We start from the raw sequence: 21430 nt of genomic DNA, 5'->3' as shown, positions 1-21430 counted from the left end.
GAATCAGGCGCGGTTGTTGAACTGCGCCAACGCCGGCAGCAGCTGTTTTTCGATGGCCTGGCGCACTGCCGGGAGGATCGTCGCGCTGCCGGTGTACATCTGCTCGACCATGCCCTTGAGTGCACGTGCGTTGGGTTCGGTCAGCCCGCGCACGACCACTTCGCAGGCTTGCTCGGCGCTGGCGCCGGCGGGAATATCAAAGCCGCGAGCGCGCATTTGCCCCAGCAGGTCGTCCTGATCAATCAAATCCGCATGCATCATGGTTGTTGTCCCTTCTTATCGCCAAGAGAGTGCTGCTGTGATTTACGACCGATTCTGTGACGACCGCGACATGCCCGCAACAACAGAATGCCGACATGGCTGCTTTGGCTATGAACAGGTCGCTCATGGCTAACTCGATCAACCAATGGGCCCGCACACTGGGGTCATTCACCGCAACGTGGGGTTTGGTCACCCTGACTCGTCACAGTGAATATCGCTCACTCTCCCGCCCCGACAGCTCACGGCTTGTCGGGGTTTTTTTTGCCCGGTAGCTGCAAGGTACGACCGATCCATGTATCTGCTGGCAATGGCGCTTGAGCCGCAACCATGGCCTGCAGTTGCGACCGGCTGTAGTCGCTGAACGGCACCGAACTCGGCCCGGCCAGGTCCACGTGCAACAGCATCTGCTCGCTGGCCGCCAGTGCCTGTTCGAGGTCTGTCCGGTGCAGGCTGTGGTAAAGGTGCAGGCGTTTGTTGTCAAAGCCGAGGATGTGGGTTTGCACCCACACCTCGCTGCCCAGTTTGACCTCGTGCAGGTAGTTGATATGTGCCTCGAGGGTAAACAGCGAATGGCCGCTGTGCCCACGCGCGTCGGCGTCCAGGCCGATCTGCTCCATCAGCGCATCGGTGGCGTAGCTGAAGATCAACAGGTAATAAGCATCGCGCAGGTGGCCGTTGTAGTCGACCCAGTCCGTCTGGACTGGGGTGCGGTAGGTAATCTGGGCAGGCATCGTCTGCTCCTCAGTCCGCAAAGCTCATGCCGTGCTGGGCTTTGCTGGTTTTCACCGCTTCCAGCACGGCCAGCAGGGTGTCGTCACGGTAGCGTTCAAGGGCCGCGATACTGCGCTCGCCGAGTTGCTCCGAGGTGCCTGCAACCACGTCTTCGATCAACTGTTTGCTGAGCTCCGGCGCGGCTAGGTAGGTCCAGGGCAGCTTCAGCGCCGGGCCGAACTGGGCCATGAAGTGGCGCATGCCAGCGTCGCCACCCGCCAGGGTGTAGGTAAGGAAGGTGCCCATGAACGACCAGCGCAGGCCGGCGCCAAAGCGGATCGCATCGTCGATCTCGCCGGTGGTGGCGACGCCGTCGTTGACCAGGTGCAAGGCCTCGCGCCAGAGCGCTTCTAGCAGGCGGTCGGCGATAAAACCGGGAACTTCCTTGCGCACGTGCAGCGGGCGCATGCCGAGTGCGGTGTAAATGACCTTGGCGGCTTCGATGGCTTCGGCAGCGGTATTGCGGCCGCCAACGATTTCGACCAGCGGCAGCAAATAGACCGGGTTGAACGGGTGGCCGACCACGCAGCGTTCGGGGTGGCTGGCCGACTCGTAGAATTCACTCGGCAGCAGCCCTGAGGTGCTCGAGGCGATGATTGCAGCGGGCTTGGCGGCAGCGCTGATGCGCGCATGCAGATCGAGCTTGAGCTCCAGTCGCTCGGGTGCGCTTTCCTGGATGAAGTCGGCGTTGCGCACGCAGTCTTCGATGCTGTCGACAAAGCGCAGCCGCTGTTGCGCGGCACCTGCGCCAAGGCCTTGCTTCTCAAGCGCGGGCCAGGCATTGGCGACCCGTTGGCGCAGGGCTTGTTCGGCACCGGGGGCTGGGTCCCAGGCGACTACATCAAGGCCGTGGGCGAGGGCGCGGGCGACCCAGCCGCTGCCGATGACGCCACTGCCAAGCGCGGCAAAAATCTTGATATCGGTAATGAAAGGCATGTTCGACTCCTGAGGAAATTACCGGCGCTTGAGGTTCATTTTTGCCCGACCTTCAGCCGGCGTGAGCACGCGGGCACCGAGCCGGCTGAGGATCTCCACTGCACGCTCGACCAGCTGGCCGTTGCTGGCCAGCACGCCTTTGTCCAGGTACAGGTTGTCTTCCAGGCCGACCCGCACGTTGCCGCCGAGCAGCACCGCTTGCGCGGCCATCGGCATCTGCATGCGGCCAATGCCGAAGCCAGCCCAGGTCGCGCCCGGCGGCAGGTTGTCGACCATTGCCTTCATGGTCCCGGTGTCGGCTGGCGCGCCCCAGGGGATGCCCAGGCACAGCTGGAACAGCGGGTCATCGAGCAGGCCTTCCTTGATCATCTGCTTGGCGAACCACAGGTGGCCGGTGTCGAAGATTTCCAGCTCGGCCTTGACCCCCAGCTCGGTGATCCGTTTGGCGCCCGCGCGCAGTTGCGCCGGGGTCGATACGTAGATGGCGTTGCCATCACCGAAGTTGAGCGTGCCGCAGTCCAGCGTGCAGATTTCCGGCAGCAGCGCCTCGATGTGCGCCAGCCGCTCCAGCGGACCGATCAGGTCGGTGCCGGGGCCGAACGCCATCGGCGACTCGCCAGGGCCGATTTCCAGGTCGCCACCCATGCCGGCGGTGAGGTTGACGATGATGTCGACGTCGGCCTCGCGGATGCGCTGCATGACTTCGCGGTACAGCTCGACGTCACGGCTGAAGCGGCCGGTCTGCGGGTCGCGGACATGGCAGTGGACGACCGTGGCGCCGGCCTTGGCGGCCTCGACCGCGGCGGCGGCGATCTGCGCCGGGGTGATCGGCACCAGGCGGCTTTTGGCGACCGTGTCGCCAGCGCCGGTGAGGGCGCAGGTAATGATGACGTCGTGGTTCATGCTGGGGTTCCTGGCTAGAAGTCTGGATGGCGGGGGCTGTACGCGGTCCTACAAGGACCGCGTAGGTCGCTTAGTTGGCACTGAGCTTGAGGTTGTCGGCAGCCGGCTTGCCGTCGAAAGTGGTTACCCCTTCAAGCCAGCGGGCTTTGTCTTCGGGGTGCTCCTGCAGCCATTTGCGGGCTGATTCCAGCGCGTCCTTGTGCTCGAGCAGCGGCTGCATCATGCGGCTCTCGGTCTCGGCGCTGAAGGTCAGGTTGGCCAGCAGCCGGCTGGCGTTGGGGCAGCGCTCGGCATAGTCAGGCGCGGTCACCGTCCACACTGTGGCGCGGCCTTCGTCCGGGCCGAGGGCGTCTTCACTGGCGCCCAGGTAGACCATGTCGATGTTGACGTTCATCGGGTGTGGGGTCCAACCGAAGAACACCACCGCTTCCTTGCGCCGTACCGCGCGGTCAACCGCCGCGAGCATGCCGGCCTCGCTGGACTCGACCAGCTGGAACTTGCCCAGGCCGAACTGGTTCTTGGCGATCATTGCCTTGATCTGGGTATTGGCACCTGAGCCGGGCTCTATGCCGTAGATCTTGCCGCCCAGCTGCTTCTCGAACTTATGGATGTCGGCAAAGCTTTGCAGGCCCTGATCGGCCAGGTACTTGGGCACCGCCAGGGTAGCGCGGGCATCGTTCAGGCTCGGCTCAGCGAGCACCTTGACCTGCTTGGCCTCGACGAACGGGGTGATGGTCTGGTTCATGATCGGGTTCCAGTAACCGAGGAACATGTCCAGGCGCTTGTCGCGGATGCCGGCAAAGATGATCTGTTGCGAGGCACTGGTCTGTTTGGTCTGGTAACCAAGGCCATCGAGCAATACCTGAGCCATGGCGCTGGTGGCGATGACGTCGGTCCAGTTGACCACGCCGAGGCGGACCTTCTGGCACACCGCAGGTTCGCCAGCAAATGCTGGCAGGGCAAAGCTGGTACTCAACACAAGGGGTAACAGGCTGCGGCGGATCAAGCTGTGCATGGTGGCTCTCCATCGGCAGTGCATGTTGTTATGGTGGGCGACCTCTGCGGGCCGTGTGACTAAGCTACCCGGCAAGCCCAGGCAAAAGTCGCACGCTGGCGACCAACATTTGCACCCTGGCGACTACCTTGTGCGGGAGCCCTCGATGGCCGTTACCATTCACTTTCTGCTGTTGCCGGGTTTTTCCGCGATGGGCTTTATCAGTGCCCTGGAGCCGTTGCGGGTGGCCAACCGCTTTCGCGGGGCGTTGTATCGCTGGCGCGTGCTCAGCCTGGACGGCGGCGCGGTGCAGGCGAGCAATGGCATGTCGGTCAATGCCGATGCTGCATTGGCGGGGGAGGCAGCGCCGCAGATGCTGTTGGTGGTGGCCGGCTTTGACCCGCTGGCGCACTACAGCCTGGGGTTGCAGCAGGCACTGCGCCGGCTCGAGCATGAAGGAGTGATCCTCGGCGGGATCGATACCGGCGCGATGCTGCTGGCTGAAGCCGGCTTGCTCGAAGGCTATCGGGCGACTTTGCACTGGGAAGCGCTGGAGGCGTTCAAGGAGCGCTACCCACGCTTGCAGGCCACGCAGGAGTTGTTCGAGATCGACCGGCGGCGGATCACCTGTGCCGGTGGTACGGCCTCGATCGACCTGATGCTGGATCTGATCGCCCAGGCCCATGGCAGCGAGTTGGCGGTACAGGTCTCAGAGCAGTTCGTGCTCGGCCGTATCCGCCCACGCCAGGATCACCAGCGCATGCAGATTGCCGCGCGCTACGGGCTGAGCAACAAGAAGCTGGTCAAGGTGATCGGCGAGATGGAGCGCAATACCGAGGAGCCGCTGCATACCCAGGTGCTGGCCGACCTGATCCAGGTCACCCGACGCCAGTTGGAGCGGTTGTTCCGGCTGCACCTGAACGACACGCCGAGCGGCTTCTATCTGCGCCTGCGGCTGGACAAGGCGCGCCAGTTGCTGCGCCAGACCGACATGAGCGTGCTGCAGGTCAGCATCGCCTGCGGCTTTGACTCGGCGTCGTACTTCACCCGCTGTTACCGGGCGCGCTTCGAGCGCTGCCCGCGGGCCGACCGCCACACCAGTGCGGCGTCATGAAGGCGGCGGGTTATTGCTGGCCGATCGACTGCAGGTATTCGGAGCGATCATCGCTGCGCTGCGCCACGCAGGTGTTCCAGGCGGCTTCGAAGGCCTTGCTGCCGGGTTTTTCAGCGGCGGTCTCGACCTTGCAGTCGGCATCGCGTAGTTGCGTCCACAGGGTCTGCGCAGCGCGGAAACGCTCGGACAGGCTCTGTACCTTGTCGCCCTCATCCGGGTACTGGTCGCGAATCCGCTGGATCAGGTCATCGAACGCCGCTTGCAGCTCGCGTTCTGCGGTTTGCTTGTTGTAAGCGGCGCAGGCGTAGCCCTGGGCATCGCTGTCGACGTTGTCGCATGGGGTGGACTCATCGTCGGCGGCGAACGCGAACGGCGCGCTCAACAATAAAGTCAGGCCTATCAATGAATTGATCCGCAGCATGTTCACTTCCCATGAAAAAGTCGGGCAATTCTCGCTCAGCGCTGCCCCCTTGAACAGGCTTGAGCGACATTTGTCATGAAGCCAACTGTCGCGATGAGGGCTTTGACGCTTTCGGTATGGCCCTTGTCGTTTTTGCATCCGGCTCGTCGTTCGCGCAGGCATATGCTGGCCCTAAACGCCGACACCTGATTCGGCGCAACCCATATCAAAAAGGGGACAGCCTGATGAGCCCAGCCGAATTACACGCCGACAGCATCGTCATCGATGGCCTGATTATCGCCAAGTGGAACCGCGAGCTGTTCGAGGACATGCGCAAAGGCGGCCTGACCGCAGCCAACTGCACAGTGTCGGTGTGGGAAGGGTTCAAGGCCACCGTCGACCAGATCGCCGCCAGCCAGAAGCTGATCCGCGACAACAGTGACCTGGTGATGCCGGTACGCACCACCGCCGACATCCGCAAGGCCAAGGAGCTGGGCAAGACCGGCATCCTCTTCGGCTTCCAGAACGCCCACGCCTTCGAGGACCAGATCGCCTACGTCGATGTGTTCAAGCAGCTCGGCGTCGGCATCGTGCAGATGTGCTACAACACCCAGAACCTGGTCGGCACCGGTTGCTACGAGCGTGATGGCGGCCTGTCCGGTTTCGGTCGCGAAATCGTCGCCGAGATGAACCGCGTCGGGATCATGTGCGATCTGTCCCATGTCGGCTCGAAAACCTCCGAAGAAGTCATCCTCGAATCGAAGAAGCCGGTGTGCTACTCGCACTGCCTGCCGTCGGGCCTGAAAGAACACCCGCGCAACAAGTCCGATGCAGAACTCAAGTTCATCGCCGACCACGGCGGCTTCGTTGGCGTGACCATGTTTGCGCCGTTCCTGACCAAGGGCATCGATTCGACCATCGACGATTATGCCGAGGCGATCGAATACACCATGAACATCGTCGGTGAAGATTCCATCGGCATCGGCACCGACTTTACCCAGGGTCACGGCCAGGAGTTCTTCGAATACCTGACCCACGACAAGGGCTATGCCCGCCGTCTGACCAACTTCGGCAAGATCATCAACCCGCTTGGCATCCGCACTGTGGGGGAGTTCCCCAACCTCACCGAAACCCTGCTCAAGCGCGGCCACAGCGAACGCGTGGTGCGCAAGATCATGGGCGAGAACTGGGTCAACGTGCTCAAGGATGTGTGGGGCGAGTAAGCCGCACTCCAAACCGTTCTGCCCAGGCCAAAACAGTCTGGGCCATCTCTCAAAAATTTCTGGAGTTAAGTTTCCATGGCCAAGATCGCCCCGCAATTGCCAATCGAAGTCGACAGCGAGACCGGTGTCTGGACTTCCGACGCGCTGCCGATGCTGTATGTGCCACGCCATTTCTTCGTCAACAACCACATGGGTATCGAAGAAGTACTGGGCGCCGACGCCTACGCCGAGATCCTTTACAAGGCCGGCTACAAGTCGGCCTGGCACTGGTGTGAAAAAGAAGCCGAATGCCATGGCCTGGAAGGCGTGGCGGTGTTCGAACACTACATGAAGCGCCTGTCCCAGCGCGGCTGGGGCCTGTTTGAAATCGAAGCCATCGACCTCGACAAGGGCACCTGCAGCGTCAGGCTCAAGCACTCGGCGTTCGTCTATGTGTACGGCAAGGTTGGCCGCAAGGTCGACTACATGTTCACCGGCTGGTTTGCCGGCGCCATGGACCAGATTCTCGCCGCCCGTGGCAGCTCGCTGCGCACCGTGGCAGAGCAGGTCTACGGCGGGTCGGAAGAGGGCCACGAAGATGGCCTGTTCGTTACAAAGCCGTTGTAAGCCTGAGCCGGAGATAGCGTCATGGCCTTCGAAGCAATGTTCCAGCCGATCCAGATCGGCAAACTGACCATCCGTAACCGTGTGTTGAGTACTGCTCACGCCGAGGTGTATGCCACCGACGGCGGCATGACCACCGACCGTTACGTCAAATACTACGAAGAGAAGGCCAAGGGCGGTATCGGCCTGGCCATCTGTGGTGGCTCGTCGGTGGTCGCCATCGACAGTCCGCAGGAGTGGTGGGCTTCGGTCAACCTGTCGACCGACCGGATCATCCCGCACTTCCAGAACCTTGCCGACGCCATGCACAAGCACGGCGCCAAGATCATGATTCAGATTACCCACATGGGCCGTCGCTCACGCTGGGACGGTTTCAACTGGCCAACCCTGATGTCGCCGTCGGGCGTGCGTGAGCCAGTGCACCGTGCTACCTGCAAGACCATCGAGCCGGAAGAGATCTGGCGGGTGATCGGCAACTATGCGCAAGCTGCGCGCCGGGCCAAGGAAGGTGGCCTGGATGGCGTCGAACTGTCGGCTGTGCACCAGCACATGATCGACCAGTTCTGGAGCCCGCGGGTCAACAAGCGTACCGACGAATGGGGCGGCAGCTTCGAAGGCCGGATGAAGTTCGGCATGGAAGTGCTCAAAGCCGTGCGCGCCGAGGTTGGTGACGATTTCTGCGTGGGCATGCGCATCTGTGGTGACGAGTTCCACCCCGATGGCCTCAGCCACGAAGACATGAAGCAGATCGCCGCGTACTACGATGCGACCGGCATGCTCGATTTCTTTGGTGTGATCGGTTCCGGCTGCGACACCCACAACACCCTGGCCAACGTCATCCCCAACATGAGCTTCCCGCCGGAGCCGTTCCTGCACCTGGCAGCCGGCATCAAGGAAGTGGTCAAGGTCCCGGTGCTGCACGCGCAGAACATCAAGGACCCGAACCAGGCGCAGCGCATCCTCGAAGGCGGCTATGTCGACATGGTCGGCATGACTCGGGCGCACATGGCTGACCCGCATCTGATCGCCAAGATCAAGATGGGCCAGATCGACCAGATCAAACAATGCGTCGGTGCCAACTACTGCATCGACCGCCAGTATCAAGGGCTGGATGTGCTGTGCATCCAGAACGCCGCAACCTCCCGTGAATACATGGGCGTGCCGCACATCATCGAGAAGACTACCGGCGTCAAACGCAAGGTAGTGGTGGTCGGTGCCGGCCCTGCCGGCATGGAAGCGGCGCGGGTTGCCGCCGAGCGTGGCCACGACGTTACCGTGTTCGAGAAGAAAGAGCAGATGGGCGGGCAGATCACCATTGCTGCCAAGGCTCCGCAACGCGACCAGATTGCCGGTATCACCCGCTGGTACCAGCTCGAATTCGCCCGCTTGAAGATCGACCTGCGCCTGGGCACTGCGGCTGACATCGCGACCATCCAGGACCTGCGCCCGGACGTGATCGTGCTGGCGGTCGGTGGCCATCCGTTCGTCGAGCAGAACGAGCATTGGGGCGCTGCCGAAGGCCTGGTGGTCAGCAGTTGGGACGTGCTCGATGGCAAGGTTGCGCCGGGCAAGAATGTGCTGGTGTACGACACCATCTGCGAATTCACCGGTATGTCGACCGCGGACTTCATTGCCGACAAGGGCAGCCAGGTCGAGATCGTCACCGACGACATCAAGCCAGGCGTAGCCATGGGCGGCACCACCTTCCCGACCTACTACCGCAGCATGTACCCGAAAGAAGTGATCATGACCGGCGACCTGATGCTGGAAAAGGTCTACCGCGAAGGCGACAAACTGATCGCGGTGCTGGAAAACGAATACACCGGCGCCAAGGAAGAGCGGGTGGTTGACCAGGTGGTAATCGAGAACGGTGTGCGTCCTGACGAAGAGCTGTACTACGGGCTCAAAGAGGGGTCGCGCAACAAGGGCCAGATCGATGTGGAGGCGCTGTTTGCCATCAAGCCACAGCCGATCCTCAGCCAGCCGGGCGAAGGCTACTTGCTCTATCGCATTGGTGACTGCGTGGCCCAGCGCAACGTGCACGCGGCGATCTACGACGCCTTGCGCCTGTGCAAGGACTTCTGATCGATCGCACATGAACTGGCCCTCCTGTAGGAGCGGCCTTGTGTCGCGAAAGGGTCGCGAAGCGGCCCCGGCGATCTTGTGACGCTACATAGATCCTGGGGCTGCTTTGCAGCCCTTTCGCCACGCAAGGCCGCTCCTACAGGGGGCCGCGCCGCGCTTGCTTGAGAGCGGCGCACGATTTCAGCTGTTGTGGGAGCCTCCCATGTTGAACACCCTTCTACCCATTCTGCTGTTCGCGGCCCTTGGCCTGGCAGTGCTCGGCGCGTTGCGCCGGGTGCGCATGTGGCGTCGTGGCCGGCCGTCCAAGGTCAACCTGCTCGGCGGTCTGCTGGCCATGCCGCGGCGCTACCTGGTGGATCTGCACCATGTGGTCGAGCGCGACAAGTACATGTCCAACACCCACGTCGCCACTGCAGGCGGCTTTGTGTTGTCGGCAGCGCTGGCGATTCTGGTGCATGGCTTTGGCCTGCAGAGCAAGATCCTTGGCTACGCCCTGCTGGTCGCCACCGTGATCATGTTCAGCGGCGCACTGTTCGTCTTCAAGCGGCGCCTCAATCCGCCTGCGCGGCTGTCCAAAGGGCCGTGGATGCGCTTGCCGAAAAGCCTGTTGGTATTCGCTGCAAGCTTCTTCATTGCGACGCTGCCGGTGGCCGGCATCCTGCCCGCCAATACTGGCGGCTGGGTGATGGTCGCTGTACTGGGTCTTGGCGTGTTGTGGGGCGTGTCCGAGCTGTTCTTCGGCATGACCTGGGGCGGGCCGATGAAGCATGCCTTTGCCGGTGCCCTGCACCTGGCCTGGCACCGCCGCGCCGAACGCTTTGGCGGTGGCCGCTCGACCGGGCTCAAGCCAATCGATCTGGAAGATCCAAACGCACTGCTCGGTGTGGAAAAGCCTGCCGACTTCACCTGGAACCAGCTGCTCGGTTTTGACGCCTGCGTGCAGTGCGGCAAGTGTGAGGCGATGTGCCCGGCGTTTGCCGCCGGCCAGCCGCTGAACCCGAAGAAGCTGATCCAGGACATGGTCATCGGCCTGGCCGGTGGCACCGACGCCAAGTTCGCCGGCAGCCCGTATCCGGGCAAGCCGCTGGGCGAGCATGGCGGCCATCCGCATCAGCCGATCGTCAATGGCCTGGTCGATGCCGACACGCTGTGGTCCTGCACCACCTGCCGTGCCTGCGTCGAGGAATGCCCGATGATGATCGAGCACGTCGATGCCATCGTCGACATGCGCCGTCACCTGACTTTGGAACGCGGCGCCACGCCGAACAAGGGCGCCGAGGTGCTCGACAACCTGATCGCTACCGACAACCCCGGCGGCTTCAATCCGGGCGGGCGGATGAACTGGGCCGCCGACCTCAACCTGCAACTGCTCAGCGAGGTGAAAACCACCGAGGTGCTGTTCTGGGTCGGTGATGGTGCTTTCGACATGCGCAACCAGCGCACCCTGCGTGCTTTCGTCAAAGTGCTCAAGGCGGCAGGCGTGGACTTTGCCGTGCTTGGCCTGGAAGAACGCGACAGCGGCGACGTCGCCCGTCGCCTGGGCGATGAAGCTACTTTCCAGCAACTGGCCAAACGCAATATTCAGACCCTGGCGCAGTACCGCTTCAAGCGCATCGTCACCTGCGACCCGCACAGCTTCCATGTGCTGAAGAATGAATACGGTGCGCTCGGTGGTGATTATCAGGTGCTGCACCACAGCACTTATATCGCCGAGCTGATCGCCGCCAACAAGCTCAACCTCGGCCAGCACAAAGGTTCCAGCGTGACCTATCACGACCCGTGCTACCTGGGCCGCTACAACGGCGAGTACGAGGCGCCGCGCGAAGTGCTCAAGGCGCTGGGCATCGAAGTACGCGAGATGCAGCGCTCGGGCTTCCGTTCACGCTGCTGTGGCGGCGGTGGCGGTGCACCGATCACCGACATCCCGGGTAAGCAACGGATCCCCGATATGCGTATGGACGACATTCGCGAAACCGAGGCCGAAGTGGTCGCCGTGGGTTGCCCGCAGTGCACCGCGATGCTTGAAGGCGTGGTCGAACCACGGCCACTGATCAAGGACCTCGCCGAGTTGGTCGCCGATGTGCTGATCGAAGCCGATGCTCCAGCTACTGCGAAAGCTGCAGCAGCCAAACGTGAACCTGCGGAGGTGCATTGATGAGCGACATCATCCGCCGCGACCCACGCGCCGAGTGGATCGCCCGTAACCGTCTGCATCCGCTGCACGCAGCGATGCAAACCCAGCAAACCAGCTGGATGGGGCCTAACGGCATCATCCGCAAGAACCCCCACGCAATTGCCGCAGGCTTCATTGCGGCCAGCGGCCTCAAACGCCTGGACCGCAGCGGTGCGCAGCAAGGCACCGCTACCGGGGGCCGGCGTACGGCTGCAGCTGAAGTGCAGTTGCCGCTACATCAGGTGGCAGATCCTGCGTTCTACATCGCTGTGGTACCCGATATGGTCGGCGGCCGCCTTGGCCCTCACGACCGCGACTTGCTCGGCCTGGCCCACAGCCTGGCCGGCAAGGATGGCGCGGTGCTGGCGATTGTTTTTGGCGAGCACAAGGAAGGAAATTTCGGCGCCGCCGGTGTCGATCGTCTGCTGGTGATCGAAGGCGAGGCATTCCAGGGTTATGCACCTGAGCAACTGGTGCAGGGCCTGCGCGCTGTGGATAACCAGTTTGCGCCGCAGCACTGGCTGCTGCCGGACAGCCGCACCGGTGGCGGTGAGCTTGGCCGGCGCTTTGCTGCATCACTGGGTGAACGCCCGGCGACGCGGGTCTGGCAGATCAAGGATGGCCAGTGCATCGGCCGTGCTGGCGCGGGCCAACAAGACCTGCAACGGGGCATGGCACGGCTGATTCTGGCCGCTGCCGAGTGCGCCGAGCCGGTCAGTGAAACCCGCCATGAGGCGCTGCCGGTCGAGTTGTCCACAAGCGTTGCGCGCAGCTTGTCGCGCATCGAAGATCTTGGCTCGGTGGCGGTCGACCCGGCCGCCATTGCCATGGCCGAGTCTGAATTCATCGTCTCTGGCGGTAACGGCGTCAAGGACTGGGAGCTATTCCACCGTGCCACCGCTGCATTGGGCGCCACCGAAGGTGCCTCGCGGGTGGCGGTCGACGACGGCTTCATGCCGCGTACGCGCCAGGTGGGTGCCACCGGTACCTGGGTTACCGCACGGGTGTACGTCGCGGTCGGCATCTCTGGCGCGATCCAGCACCTGCAGGGCATTGGTGCCTGTGACAAGGTGGTGGCGGTGAACATGGACCCTGGCTGCGACATGATCAAACGGGCCGACCTGTCAGTGATTGGCGACAGCGCGGCGATTCTTCAGGCTCTGATCGAAGCTGTGGATAACTACCGCAGCGGCGGCCAGCGCGACGCGGCATAAGGGTTCCAACATGAGTACAAAGGTCATTAGCCTGGTTTCCATTGGTGCTCATCCCGGCTCTGGCCGTAGTCGCCGGGCCGAGCAGGATGCCCGTGCGGTCGAGCTGGGGTTGCAGCTGGCTGGCGATAACTTGCAGGTCGTGCATGCTGGCGATCACCGCCAGGAGGCGCTGCGCGCTTATCTGGGCATGGGCCTGGATCATCTGGATGTACTTGAGCAACCGGAAGGGGCTGACGTGCTCGAGGTGCTTGGCAACTATCTACGTGATGCTGGCGCCCAGTTGGTGTTGACCGGCAGCCAGGCCGAGACCGGCGAGGGTTCCGGTATGTTGCCGTTCTTGCTCGCCGAGAAGCTGGGTTGGCCATTAATTGTCGGGCTGGCCGAGGTCGAGTCGATCGAGAATGGCACCGCCCAGGTATTGCAGGCGCTGCCGCGTGGTCAGCGGCGCCGGTTGAAAGTGCGTTTGCCATTGCTGGCCACTGTGGATAACGCAGCGCCCAAGCCACGTCAAAGCGCGTTCGGACCTGCGCGGCGTGGCGTGCTGGCAGCGCGAGATGTGGCGATTGTCGAAGATGAGCTGCTGGCGGATGCCGAACTGCAACCGGCCCGGCCCCGGCCCAAGCGGCTCAAGGTGATCAAGGCCAAGAGCGGCGCGGATCGGATGAAGGCTGCAACAGCCAAGGCCAGCGGTGGTGGCGGCAAGGTGCTGAAGGATGTTTCCCCCCAGGAAGGCGCTGAGGCCATCCTCAAGTTGCTGGTAGAGGAAGGAGTGCTGCGCTAATAGCGGCCTCCCGACTCATGCGAGTACGGCGGTGGCGCGCGGTCCCTGTAAATACCGTCGGCCTTGTGTCGCGAAAGGGCGGCGAAGCGGCCCTGCATTTTCAACTTCACCGCTGACATCGTTGGGCCCGCTCTGCGGGCCTTTCGCGACACAAGGCCGCTCCTACAAGGGCAGTGGTGTTACGCACATTTGCTGTTAGCCAGGCTGTGGATAAAGTGTTCGCTCATGCCTGCAGCCCTTTGAATTAGCGGCGTACAGCCAGCTGTACAATAATTGATCAGCCTAAGCCATGGATTTTCATGGCTTTTTTGCGTGTTCAAGCTTTAAAGTTGCCCACAATCGCTGTTAACCGGCCTGTGGATAAACTGTTCGGCTAACTCGCTAGGCCACGTATTCCGTGGCTTACCTGGAGTTGATCAAAATTCGATCAATCATCGTCAGAAGATGCCCAGATGCCTGAGATTCAGGGCTCTCGATAGCTTATCCACATGTGTAGCGAACGTTGTTCACAAAGTCTGTTGGCGCTTCTGTGGACAACATGTTCGGCATCCGCTGCAAGCCATGTATTTAAAGGCCTGCATGGAATTGATCAATAATTGATCAGGAGGGAGTGGAGCGAGGTCTAAAGATGCTACCGGGTACCTGTGGACAACTTGCCGGGCACACCCATAGGCATGCCCGGCAGGTTAATTACTGCGTAACGACTTCTTTCAGATAAGGCGCAGGTTCCGCCCCGAGGTTTTCCAGCACGCGTTGGCTGTACCAGTCGATGAAGTTGACCACACCAAACTCGTAAGTCTTGGAGTACGGCCCAGGCTGATAAGCAGTGGAGTTGATCCCGCGCTGGTTCTCTTCAGCCAGACGGCGGTCCTGGTCGTTGGTCGCGTCCCACACTTTGCGCATCTGCTCTGGGTCGTAATCAACGCCTTCAACAGCGTCCTTGTGGACCAGCCACTTGGTGCTGACCAGGGTCTCCTGAGCACTGATCGGCCACACCGTGAAGACAATCATATGATCGCCCATGCAGTGGTTCCAAGAGTGCGGCAGGTGCAGGATGCGCATCGAGCCCAGGTCCGGGTTCTGGATGCGGCCCATGAGCTTCTTGCTCGCCTGCTTGCCGTCCATGGTCATCGACACGGTGCCCTTGAGCAGCGGCATGCGCACGATGCGGTTACGCAGGCCGTGGCTCTTGTGCAGGTAAGGGATCTTCTCCGCTTCCCAGGCCGTAGCGCAGGCGGCGACGTGGTCCTTGAACGACTGATCGGCACGCGGGTCGTTGGTGTCGTCCCACTCGAGCAGGGTCTTGAGCAGCTCTGGGTGCGAGCCCGAGCAGTGGTAGCACTCGCGGTTGTTCTCCAGCACCAGCTTCCAGTTGGCTTTCTCCAGCAAGGTGGTTTGCACCGCCACCTTGGTGTTCTCCATGTCGTACGGTTCCATGTAGTGGTCGAGCGTAGCCAGGAACTCGTCGATCGCCGGCGGGTTCTGCGCCAGGCTGATGAAGATGTAGCCACCAGCGACTTTGACGTTGACCGGCTTGAGGCCGTACTCCTTCATGTCGAAGTCATCGCCCATTTCGGTGCCGGCAAACAGCAGGCGACCGTCAAGCTCGTAGGTCCACTGGTGGTAATGGCAGACCAGCTTGGCGACCTTGCCCTTCTCGCTGGTGCACAGCCGCGAACCGCGGTGGCGGCAGACGTTGTGGAATGCATGCACCTTGCCTTCGGCGCCGCGGATGACAATGATCGGGTTTTTGCCGACTTGCAGGGTGAGGAAGTTGCCCTTGGTCGGGATCTCGCAGGTCATGCCCGCGATCAGCCATTCCTTCTGGAAAATTTCCTGCATGTCGATCTGAAACAGACGCTCGTCAGTGTAGAACGGCTGGGGCAGCGAGTAGGTGCGCTCGCGGGTCTGCAGCATCTCGGCGGTGGCCTTGCGTGCAGCTTCCAGTGGATCGCCCAGGCTCAGGGTTGCGGTGACGTCCATCGTTGTAATCCTCAAGGCCGATAAAGGCCGGCGAAAGGTGGCTAATCGTTGTTTTAGTGCCGCAAGGCAGGTGCAGAAAACATCAGGTCTATTTGCCGTGGAGTGTGCGATCAAGGGCGCCTTGAGCCGTATCCATGGGCGACATGGCCGAATCGAATTCCGACGCGCCAGCCCTTGTCGTGCGGGGCTGGTCGCGATAAGCACGCCGATGTCGCTGATGGGAATGTGCCGGGCCACGGCCTTGAGCATTATCGGAGCCATAAAAGGCCGGTAGTCGGCCGCTGGAGAACAACATGTCCGAAACATTCCTCAACCCGGTCAGCACCCAGACCTGGGCCAACGGCCGCCACATCGTGCGCTGCGTCAAGGTCATCCAGGAAACCTGGGATGTGCGCACCTTCTGCTTCATGGCCGACCAGCCGATCATGTTCTTCTTCAAGCCCGGCCAGTTCGTCACCCTGGAGCTTGAAATCGAAGGCAAGCAGGTGATGCGCTCGTACACCATCTCCAGTTCGCCGTCGGTGCCGTACAGCTTCTCGATCACGGTCAAGCGGGTACCGGGTGGGCATGTTTCCAACTACCTGCACGACACCATGCACGAAGGCGCCGAACTGCCGGTGCACGGCCCGGTCGGCTTGTTCAACGCCATTGATTTCCCGGCGCCGAAGGTGCTCTACCTCAGTGGTGGCGTGGGCATTACCCCGGTGATGTCGATGGCGCGCTGGTTCTACGACACCAACGCCAATGTCGACATGGTGTTCGTCCACAGCGCGCGTTCACCGAAGGACATCATCTACCACCGCGAGCTCGAACAGATGGCCTCGCGCATCCCCAACTTCAGCCTGCACATCATTTGTGAAAAGCACGGGCTGGGCGAGCCGTGGGCAGGCTACCGGGGTTATCTGAACCAGCGTCTGATGGAGTTGATCGCCCCGGATTACATGGAGCGCGTGGTGTTCTGCTGCGGGCCTACGCCGTACATGAGCGCGGTCAAACGCATGCTCGAGGCGGTCGGCTTCGACATGAAGAACTACCACGAGGAGTCGTTTGGCGCGACCCCGGCGGAGGCCAAGGCCGACGCTGTCGAGCACGCCGAACAGGCAGCCGATGCACCGGAAGTGGATCTGTCCGATCTGAACCTGGTGGAGTTCGTCGGCAGCGAGAAGAGCATCCGCGTGGCCCCGGGCGAGACCGTGCATGCGGCGGCGGCCAAGGTTGGCCTGATGATCCCGAAAGCCTGCGGCATGGGCATCTGCGGTACCTGCAAGGTGCTCAAGCTGGGCGGCGAAGTGGACATGGAGCACAACGGCGGCATCACTGAAGAGGATGAAGCCGAGGGCTACATCCTCTCCTGCTGCAGCGTGCCGCGCGGCGACGTTCGTATCGAGTACTAAGTCGAGGCCGCCGCAACCCAGCGGCCTGGATTAGACGCGGAAGCGTGCAACCAGGCTGCTGAGATCAACGGCCAGGCGGGACAGCTCGGCACTCGCCGCGCTGGTCTGGTGTGCACCCGTGGCGCTTTGCACCGACAGGTCGTTGATGTTGACCAGATTGCGGTCAACTTCGCGGGCGACCTGAGCCTGTTCTTCGGCCGCACTGGCGATGACCAGGTTACGCTCGTTGATGTGTGCTACGGCCGTGGCGATGGTGTCCAGCGCCAAGCCCGCGCCGCGGGCGATGTTCAGGGTCGATTCGGCGCGTTCGGTACTGGTGCGCATCGACTCGACCGCCTGGCCGGTGCCGCCCTGGATGGTGCCGATCATGCGCTCGATCTCGCTGGTCGACTGCTGGGTGCGATGCGCCAGTGCACGCACTTCGTCAGCCACCACGGCAAAACCACGCCCGGCCTCACCGGCCCGCGCTGCCTCGATGGCGGCGTTGAGGGCGAGCAGGTTGGTCTGATCGGCCAGGCCGCGAATCACGTCGAGTACCTTGCCGATATCACGCGACTGTTCGGCCAGGTGAGTGATCAGCTTGGCAGTACCCTGCACGTCACCGCTCATGCGCTCGATGGCGCTGACGGTTTCCAGTACCAGGTCACGGCCATCGCTGGTGGAACGGCTGGCTTCAGCCGAAGCCTCCGAGGTGCTGACGGCATTGCGCGCCACTTCTTCGACCGCGCTGGTCATCTCGGTAACGGCAGTGGCGGCCTGTTCGATTTCGGCGTTCTGCTGCTGCAGGCCGCGCGCGCTCTCGTCGGTCACGCTGTTGAGCTCTTCGGCCGCCGAGGCCAGCTGGGTAGAGGAGCCGGCGATCAGGTGCAGGGTGTCGCGCAGCTTTTCCTGCATGCGGGCCATGGCGCGCTGCAGGCGCGCTGCTTCGTCGCTGCCTTCGGCGCGAATGGTGTGGGTGAGGTCGCCGTCGGCTACCTGTTCAGCTGCCTGCAAGGCTTCTTCGATCGGCTTGACGATGCTGCGGGTCAGCAGCAATGCGCAGATCAGGGTCAGCACGGTGGCGGCGATGAGCAGGCCGATCACCAGGGTGAACGCCGTGCTGTACTGGTTGGCGGCGGTGGCGTTGGCGTTGCGCGCCTGCTCGGTGTTCATTTCCAGCAAGGTGTTCATGACCTTGTTGATCTGCTCGGAGTTGGTCAGCAGGTCGCGGTTGAGCAGGTCGGCCAGTTCGTCGATACGGTTGGCCTGGCTCAGGTTGCGCATGCGGGTTTCCAGCTGGCGGTACTGGGTCAGCAACTGGCCGTACTGGTCGAACGCGTCTTGTTCTTCGGCGGCGACGATAAACGTCTGGTAACGGCTCTGGGCCTTGTCGATTTGCGCGTTGCGCTCGTCCAGCAGGCGCAGGGTCTCTTGCTGAGTGGCCGGGTCACGATTGACCAGCAGACGATAGGACAGCGTGCGCAAGCGCAGGCTCAGCGCGGTCAGCTCATCGAGGGTCTTGATGCTCGGCACGTTGATGCTTTCGATGGCGACACCCGCCTGGCGAATCTTGCCCATCTGGACCAGCGAAAATACGCCAAGGCCAAGCATCAATGCACCGATCAAGGCAAACCCGAGCAAGGCGCGCGGGGCGATATTCATATTGCGTAGGGACATGATTTGGACAATCCAGGCAAGGTAAGGTGGCGCGCAATCCTTGCGTCGGGATAAGACCTGTATGGCTATCGGTCATGACCGGCCAGTCTTGAGTTCGATGAGCAAAAGCCCGAGCTGGCCGCGACAAATCCTGACCGGCGGTTGACCCAGGCCGGAACAAGGTGGCCGATCCTCTGTCAATCTGGCCTGGCTGAAGCCTTTTGACCCGATATTTAATGGCGGGAGCGCGTGCTTTTCTTTATCGTGTGCGCCCTCTGCAACAACCCGAGATAGACATACCCCATGTTGGAAACTTCCCTGAATCAACTCGAGCAGCTGGTCAACGACCTGATGCAGAAAAACACCCAGCTGAGCGAGCAGAACGCTGCCATCGCTCAGGAACTGGCCCAGGCCAAGGAAGACAACGACAGCCTGCAGCTGTCGCTGATGGAGCAGGAAGAGAAACACGGCGCCGCTGCTGCGCGTATCCAGGCGCTGGTTGAGCGCGCCAGCGCAGGTGTCGTCAACGCATGAAACTGCAAGCGCAGCCGATCAATGTCGTGTCGATTCTGGGTATCGACTATTCGATCAAGGCCCCTGAAGGCCAGGAAGAGACCCTCTCGCAGGCTGTGCGGATGCTCAACACCGCCCTCAACGAAACCAAGCGCCAGTACCCGACCCTGATCGGTGACAAGCTGCTGGTGCTGGCGGCGCTGAATCTGTGCTCGCGGCAGATCGAACTGCAAAAAGAGCATCAAGTGACGCTCGCCCGCACTCAGGCGCAGATCGATGCCACGGTAGATGCCATCGCACGCACCATCGGCGAGCAGTAAAGCACCAGCCAACGGCAAATTTCGAGCGGGGAACAGCCATGCGGTGACGCGTGGCTGTTCCCCGTTTTTGCGCTCAGCGTTTGTCGATGATTTGCTGGATTGAATGGATACGTAAGTGTATACAATCTCCCAAAACAAGAATCCTGGGGAGGAAAACGTATGCGTATCTGGCGGCGAAGTATCCAGTTGCAGTTGATCGCAGGCATGGGCGCGGCCCTGTTGGTGAGCATCCTGGTGGTGGTTGCGATCTATACCGTGGCGGTCAATCGCCTGACCGAGCGCTATTTGCTCGACACCGCTCTGCCGGCCAGCATCGAGGCCATTCGCAACGATATCGAGCGCATGCTTAGCCAGCCGCTGGTGGCGGCCGCCGATATTGCTGGCAATACCCTGCTGCGTGACTGGCTCGCTGCCGGTGAGAATCCCGCCGAGGCGGCGCGCTTCATCGAATACCTGGACGCTGCCAAGCAGCGCAACCATGCGTTTACCGCGTTATTCGCCGCCACTGCGAGCGGCCACTACTACAACGAGAAAGGCCTGGATCGCACCCTTAGCCGGCAGAACCCCAAGGACCAGTGGTTCTATGGCTACATCGACAGTGGTGCCGAGCGGCTGATCAATATCGACGTGGATGGCGCCACCGGCGAGGTGGCGCTGTTCATCGACTACCGCATCGAAAAGGCCGGGCAGCTGGTCGGCATCGCCGGCATGGGCTTGCGCCTGACCGAGTTGTCCAAGCTGATCCACGACTTCAGCTTTGGCGAGCAGGGCAGGGTCATGCTGGTGCGCAACGACGGCCTGATCCAGGTCCACCCGGACAATCAATACAGCGCCAAACGCACGCTCGCCGAACAGGTCGGTGGCGACGCCGCCAAGCTTTTACTGGGGCAGGGCGCCGGCCTGCAGCGTAGCCAGTTCGAACGTGACGGCGAGCAGTATCTGGCCCTGAGCCTGCCGCTGCGTGATCTCAACTGGACGCTGGTAGCCGAAGTGCCGCAGGCGCAGATCTACGCGCAGATGCACCAGGCGGTGTGGCTGACCAGCTTGATTGGTGGGGCAGTAGCCTTGCTCTCGTTGCTGCTGGTGGTGCTGCTGGCGCGCGGGTTGGTGCGCCCGATCCGTCAGGTGACCACGGCGCTGGTGCAGATTGGTGGCGGCGCCGGCGACCTGAGCCATCGCCTGGATGATTCCCGCGAGGATGAACTGGGCGACCTGGCTCGCGGGTTCAACCGCTTTCTCGACAGCCAGAGGGCGCTGATCGCTGAGGTGCTGAGCACTACCGAGCGCCTGCACCGTTCGGTCGAACAGGTGACGCAGGTAGTCGGTAACACCGCCGACCGCTCGGAGCGTCAGCAACAGATGACCGAGATGGTTGCCACCGCCGTGCACCAGATGGGCCTGACTGTGCAGGACGTTGCGCAAAACGCAGGGCATGCGGCGTACGCCTCGCAGTCGGCACGTGACGAAGCGGTGCAGGCGCGCGAGCAGGTGCGCCAGTCGGTACAGGGCATCCACGGCATGTCCGGTGAAATCAGCCGGGCCGCCGAGGCGGTGGGCCAATTGGCGCAGGAAGTGGCCTCGATCGATGAGGTGCTGGCGGTGATTCGCAGCGTTTCCGAGCAGACCAACCTGCTCGCCCTCAATGCGGCCATCGAGGCGGCCCGCGCCGGTGAAATGGGCCGCGGCTTTGCCGTGGTCGCCGATGAAGTGCGCACCCTGGCCCGGCGCACGCAGCTGTCTACCGATCAGGTGCAGCAGATGATTCAGCGCCTCAAGCAGGGCGCCGGCGTGGCTGTGACGTCCATGCAGGCAGGCCAGCTGGCCACCGGTAGCGGGGTTGAAGCAAGCCAGCGCACCGGCGCCTCGCTGGGGGCGATCACCGATCAGGTCGAGCGCATCAGTGACATGAACCAGCAGGTGGCCACCGCGACCGAGCAGCAGTCAGCGGTGACTGAAGAGATCAATCGCAACGTGCAGGGGATTTCCGACCTGGCTCGGCAGACCGCCGCCGAGGTGCTTGATTGTCGCGAGGAATGCCAGACACTGCGCCGCTTGGCCGATGACCTGGCGCGGCAGATGGGTGGTTTCAGGCTTTGAAATGCAGTAGCCGGTGTTGCCGCGCCCTCC

19 protein-coding genes and 2 pseudogenes are annotated in these 21430 nt (G+C 62.3%); 12 read left to right on the top strand and 9 right to left on the bottom strand.

Going from position 1 to position 21430, the window contains the following annotated elements:
* Positions 1–3 precede the first annotated feature (3 nt).
* The 5 genes from FW789_RS18735 to choX all read right to left on the bottom strand — a co-directional run bounded on the left by FW789_RS18735 (position 4) and on the right by choX (position 3886).
* A complete protein-coding gene (locus FW789_RS18735; RefSeq protein WP_103435274.1) occupies positions 4–261 on the bottom strand; it encodes a hypothetical protein in 258 nt (85 codons plus the stop codon).
* Between the two features lie 239 nt (positions 262–500).
* Complete coding sequence (locus FW789_RS18730; RefSeq protein WP_446431861.1) at positions 501–992, bottom strand: thioesterase family protein; 492 nt, start codon at positions 990–992, stop codon at positions 501–503.
* A 10-nt stretch (positions 993–1002) separates the two neighbouring features.
* Positions 1003–1968 carry an L-carnitine dehydrogenase gene (locus FW789_RS18725; RefSeq protein ID WP_446431860.1) on the bottom strand — a complete coding sequence of 322 codons (966 nt, stop codon included), beginning with the start codon at positions 1966–1968 and terminating at the stop codon, positions 1003–1005.
* Positions 1969–1986: 18 nt separating this feature from the next.
* Positions 1987–2871: a 3-keto-5-aminohexanoate cleavage protein gene (locus FW789_RS18720; RefSeq protein WP_446431859.1), complete on the bottom strand. Its 885-nt coding sequence runs from the start codon at positions 2869–2871 to the stop codon at positions 1987–1989.
* Positions 2872–2941: 70 nt separating this feature from the next.
* Positions 2942–3886, bottom strand: coding sequence for a choline ABC transporter substrate-binding protein (gene choX / locus FW789_RS18715; protein ID WP_103435270.1), 945 nt, complete (start codon positions 3884–3886; stop codon positions 2942–2944).
* A 145-nt stretch (positions 3887–4031) separates the two neighbouring features.
* On the opposite strand from choX, the gene FW789_RS18710 reads away from it, so the two are divergent.
* The gene (locus FW789_RS18710) at positions 4032–4979 is read left to right on the top strand and encodes a GlxA family transcriptional regulator (protein ID WP_103435269.1); all 948 of its coding nucleotides are present in this window, start codon (positions 4032–4034) and stop codon (positions 4977–4979) included.
* Between the two features lie 10 nt (positions 4980–4989).
* Here FW789_RS18710 and FW789_RS18705 read toward each other — a convergent pair whose 3' ends face one another.
* The gene (locus tag FW789_RS18705) at positions 4990–5391 is read right to left on the bottom strand and encodes a lysozyme inhibitor LprI family protein (RefSeq protein WP_371411593.1); all 402 of its coding nucleotides are present in this window, start codon (positions 5389–5391) and stop codon (positions 4990–4992) included.
* Between the two features lie 233 nt (positions 5392–5624).
* On the opposite strand from FW789_RS18705, the gene FW789_RS18700 reads away from it, so the two are divergent.
* From FW789_RS18700 to etfB, 6 genes are all read left to right on the top strand, one after another.
* A complete protein-coding gene (locus FW789_RS18700; RefSeq protein WP_446431858.1) occupies positions 5625–6602 on the top strand; it encodes a dipeptidase in 978 nt (325 codons plus the stop codon).
* A gap of 75 nt (positions 6603–6677) precedes the next feature.
* A complete protein-coding gene (locus FW789_RS18695) occupies positions 6678–7208 on the top strand; it encodes a DUF5943 domain-containing protein (RefSeq protein WP_101322482.1) in 531 nt (176 codons plus the stop codon).
* Positions 7209–7229: 21 nt separating this feature from the next.
* Positions 7230–9290, top strand: coding sequence for a dimethylglycine demethylation protein DgcA (dgcA, locus tag FW789_RS18690; RefSeq protein WP_101322481.1), 2061 nt, complete (start codon positions 7230–7232; stop codon positions 9288–9290).
* A gap of 202 nt (positions 9291–9492) precedes the next feature.
* Entirely contained in the window at positions 9493–11445 is a 1953-nt protein-coding gene (gene dgcB / locus FW789_RS18685; RefSeq protein WP_103435268.1) for a dimethylglycine demethylation protein DgcB, read from the top strand.
* Entirely contained in the window at positions 11445–12677 is a 1233-nt protein-coding gene (gene etfA / locus FW789_RS18680) for an electron transfer flavoprotein subunit alpha (protein WP_103435267.1), read from the top strand. Before dgcB ends, etfA begins: the two co-directional genes overlap by 1 nt.
* Before the next feature lie 10 nt (positions 12678–12687).
* Entirely contained in the window at positions 12688–13458 is a 771-nt protein-coding gene (etfB, locus tag FW789_RS18675; protein ID WP_103435266.1) for an electron transfer flavoprotein subunit beta, read from the top strand.
* A 690-nt stretch (positions 13459–14148) separates the two neighbouring features.
* Here the strand turns inward: etfB and gbcA are convergent.
* Complete coding sequence (gbcA, locus tag FW789_RS18670) at positions 14149–15441, bottom strand: glycine-betaine demethylase subunit GbcA (RefSeq protein ID WP_103435265.1); 1293 nt, start codon at positions 15439–15441, stop codon at positions 14149–14151.
* Between the two features lie 293 nt (positions 15442–15734).
* Between gbcA and gbcB the strand changes: the two genes are divergently transcribed.
* A complete protein-coding gene (gene gbcB / locus FW789_RS18665; RefSeq protein WP_101322475.1) occupies positions 15735–16835 on the top strand; it encodes a glycine-betaine demethylase subunit GbcB in 1101 nt (366 codons plus the stop codon).
* A 30-nt stretch (positions 16836–16865) separates the two neighbouring features.
* Here the strand turns inward: gbcB and FW789_RS18660 are convergent, their stop codons facing one another.
* Complete coding sequence (locus tag FW789_RS18660) at positions 16866–17729, bottom strand: methyl-accepting chemotaxis protein (protein ID WP_371411592.1); 864 nt, start codon at positions 17727–17729, stop codon at positions 16866–16868.
* Positions 17721–18476: pseudogene (locus tag FW789_RS18655) on the bottom strand (MCP four helix bundle domain-containing protein); the annotation flags it as partial. The pseudogene FW789_RS18655 and the gene FW789_RS18660, both read right to left, overlap by 9 nt.
* A 297-nt stretch (positions 18477–18773) precedes the next feature.
* On the opposite strand from FW789_RS18655, the gene FW789_RS18650 reads away from it, so the two are divergent.
* From FW789_RS18650 to FW789_RS18635, 4 genes and pseudogenes are all read left to right on the top strand, one after another.
* Positions 18774–19004 (top strand): hypothetical protein, encoded by a 231-nt coding sequence (locus tag FW789_RS18650; RefSeq protein WP_103435263.1) that lies wholly within the window; start codon positions 18774–18776, stop codon positions 19002–19004.
* A complete protein-coding gene (locus tag FW789_RS18645; protein ID WP_101322472.1) occupies positions 19001–19303 on the top strand; it encodes a cell division protein ZapA in 303 nt (100 codons plus the stop codon). Before FW789_RS18650 ends, FW789_RS18645 begins: the two co-directional genes overlap by 4 nt.
* A 159-nt stretch (positions 19304–19462) precedes the next feature.
* Positions 19463–20536, top strand: a pseudogene (locus tag FW789_RS18640) (HAMP domain-containing protein); the annotation flags it as partial.
* Between the two features lie 126 nt (positions 20537–20662).
* Positions 20663–21400, top strand: a complete 738-nt coding sequence (locus tag FW789_RS18635) for a methyl-accepting chemotaxis protein (protein ID WP_371411591.1) — start codon at positions 20663–20665, stop codon at positions 21398–21400.
* The last annotated feature ends 30 nt before the right edge of the window (positions 21401–21430 follow it).

The sequence above is a fragment of the Pseudomonas sp. 1121_17 genome, assembly GCF_052850745.1.
This window is presented reverse-complemented; position numbering and strand designations above follow the sequence as displayed.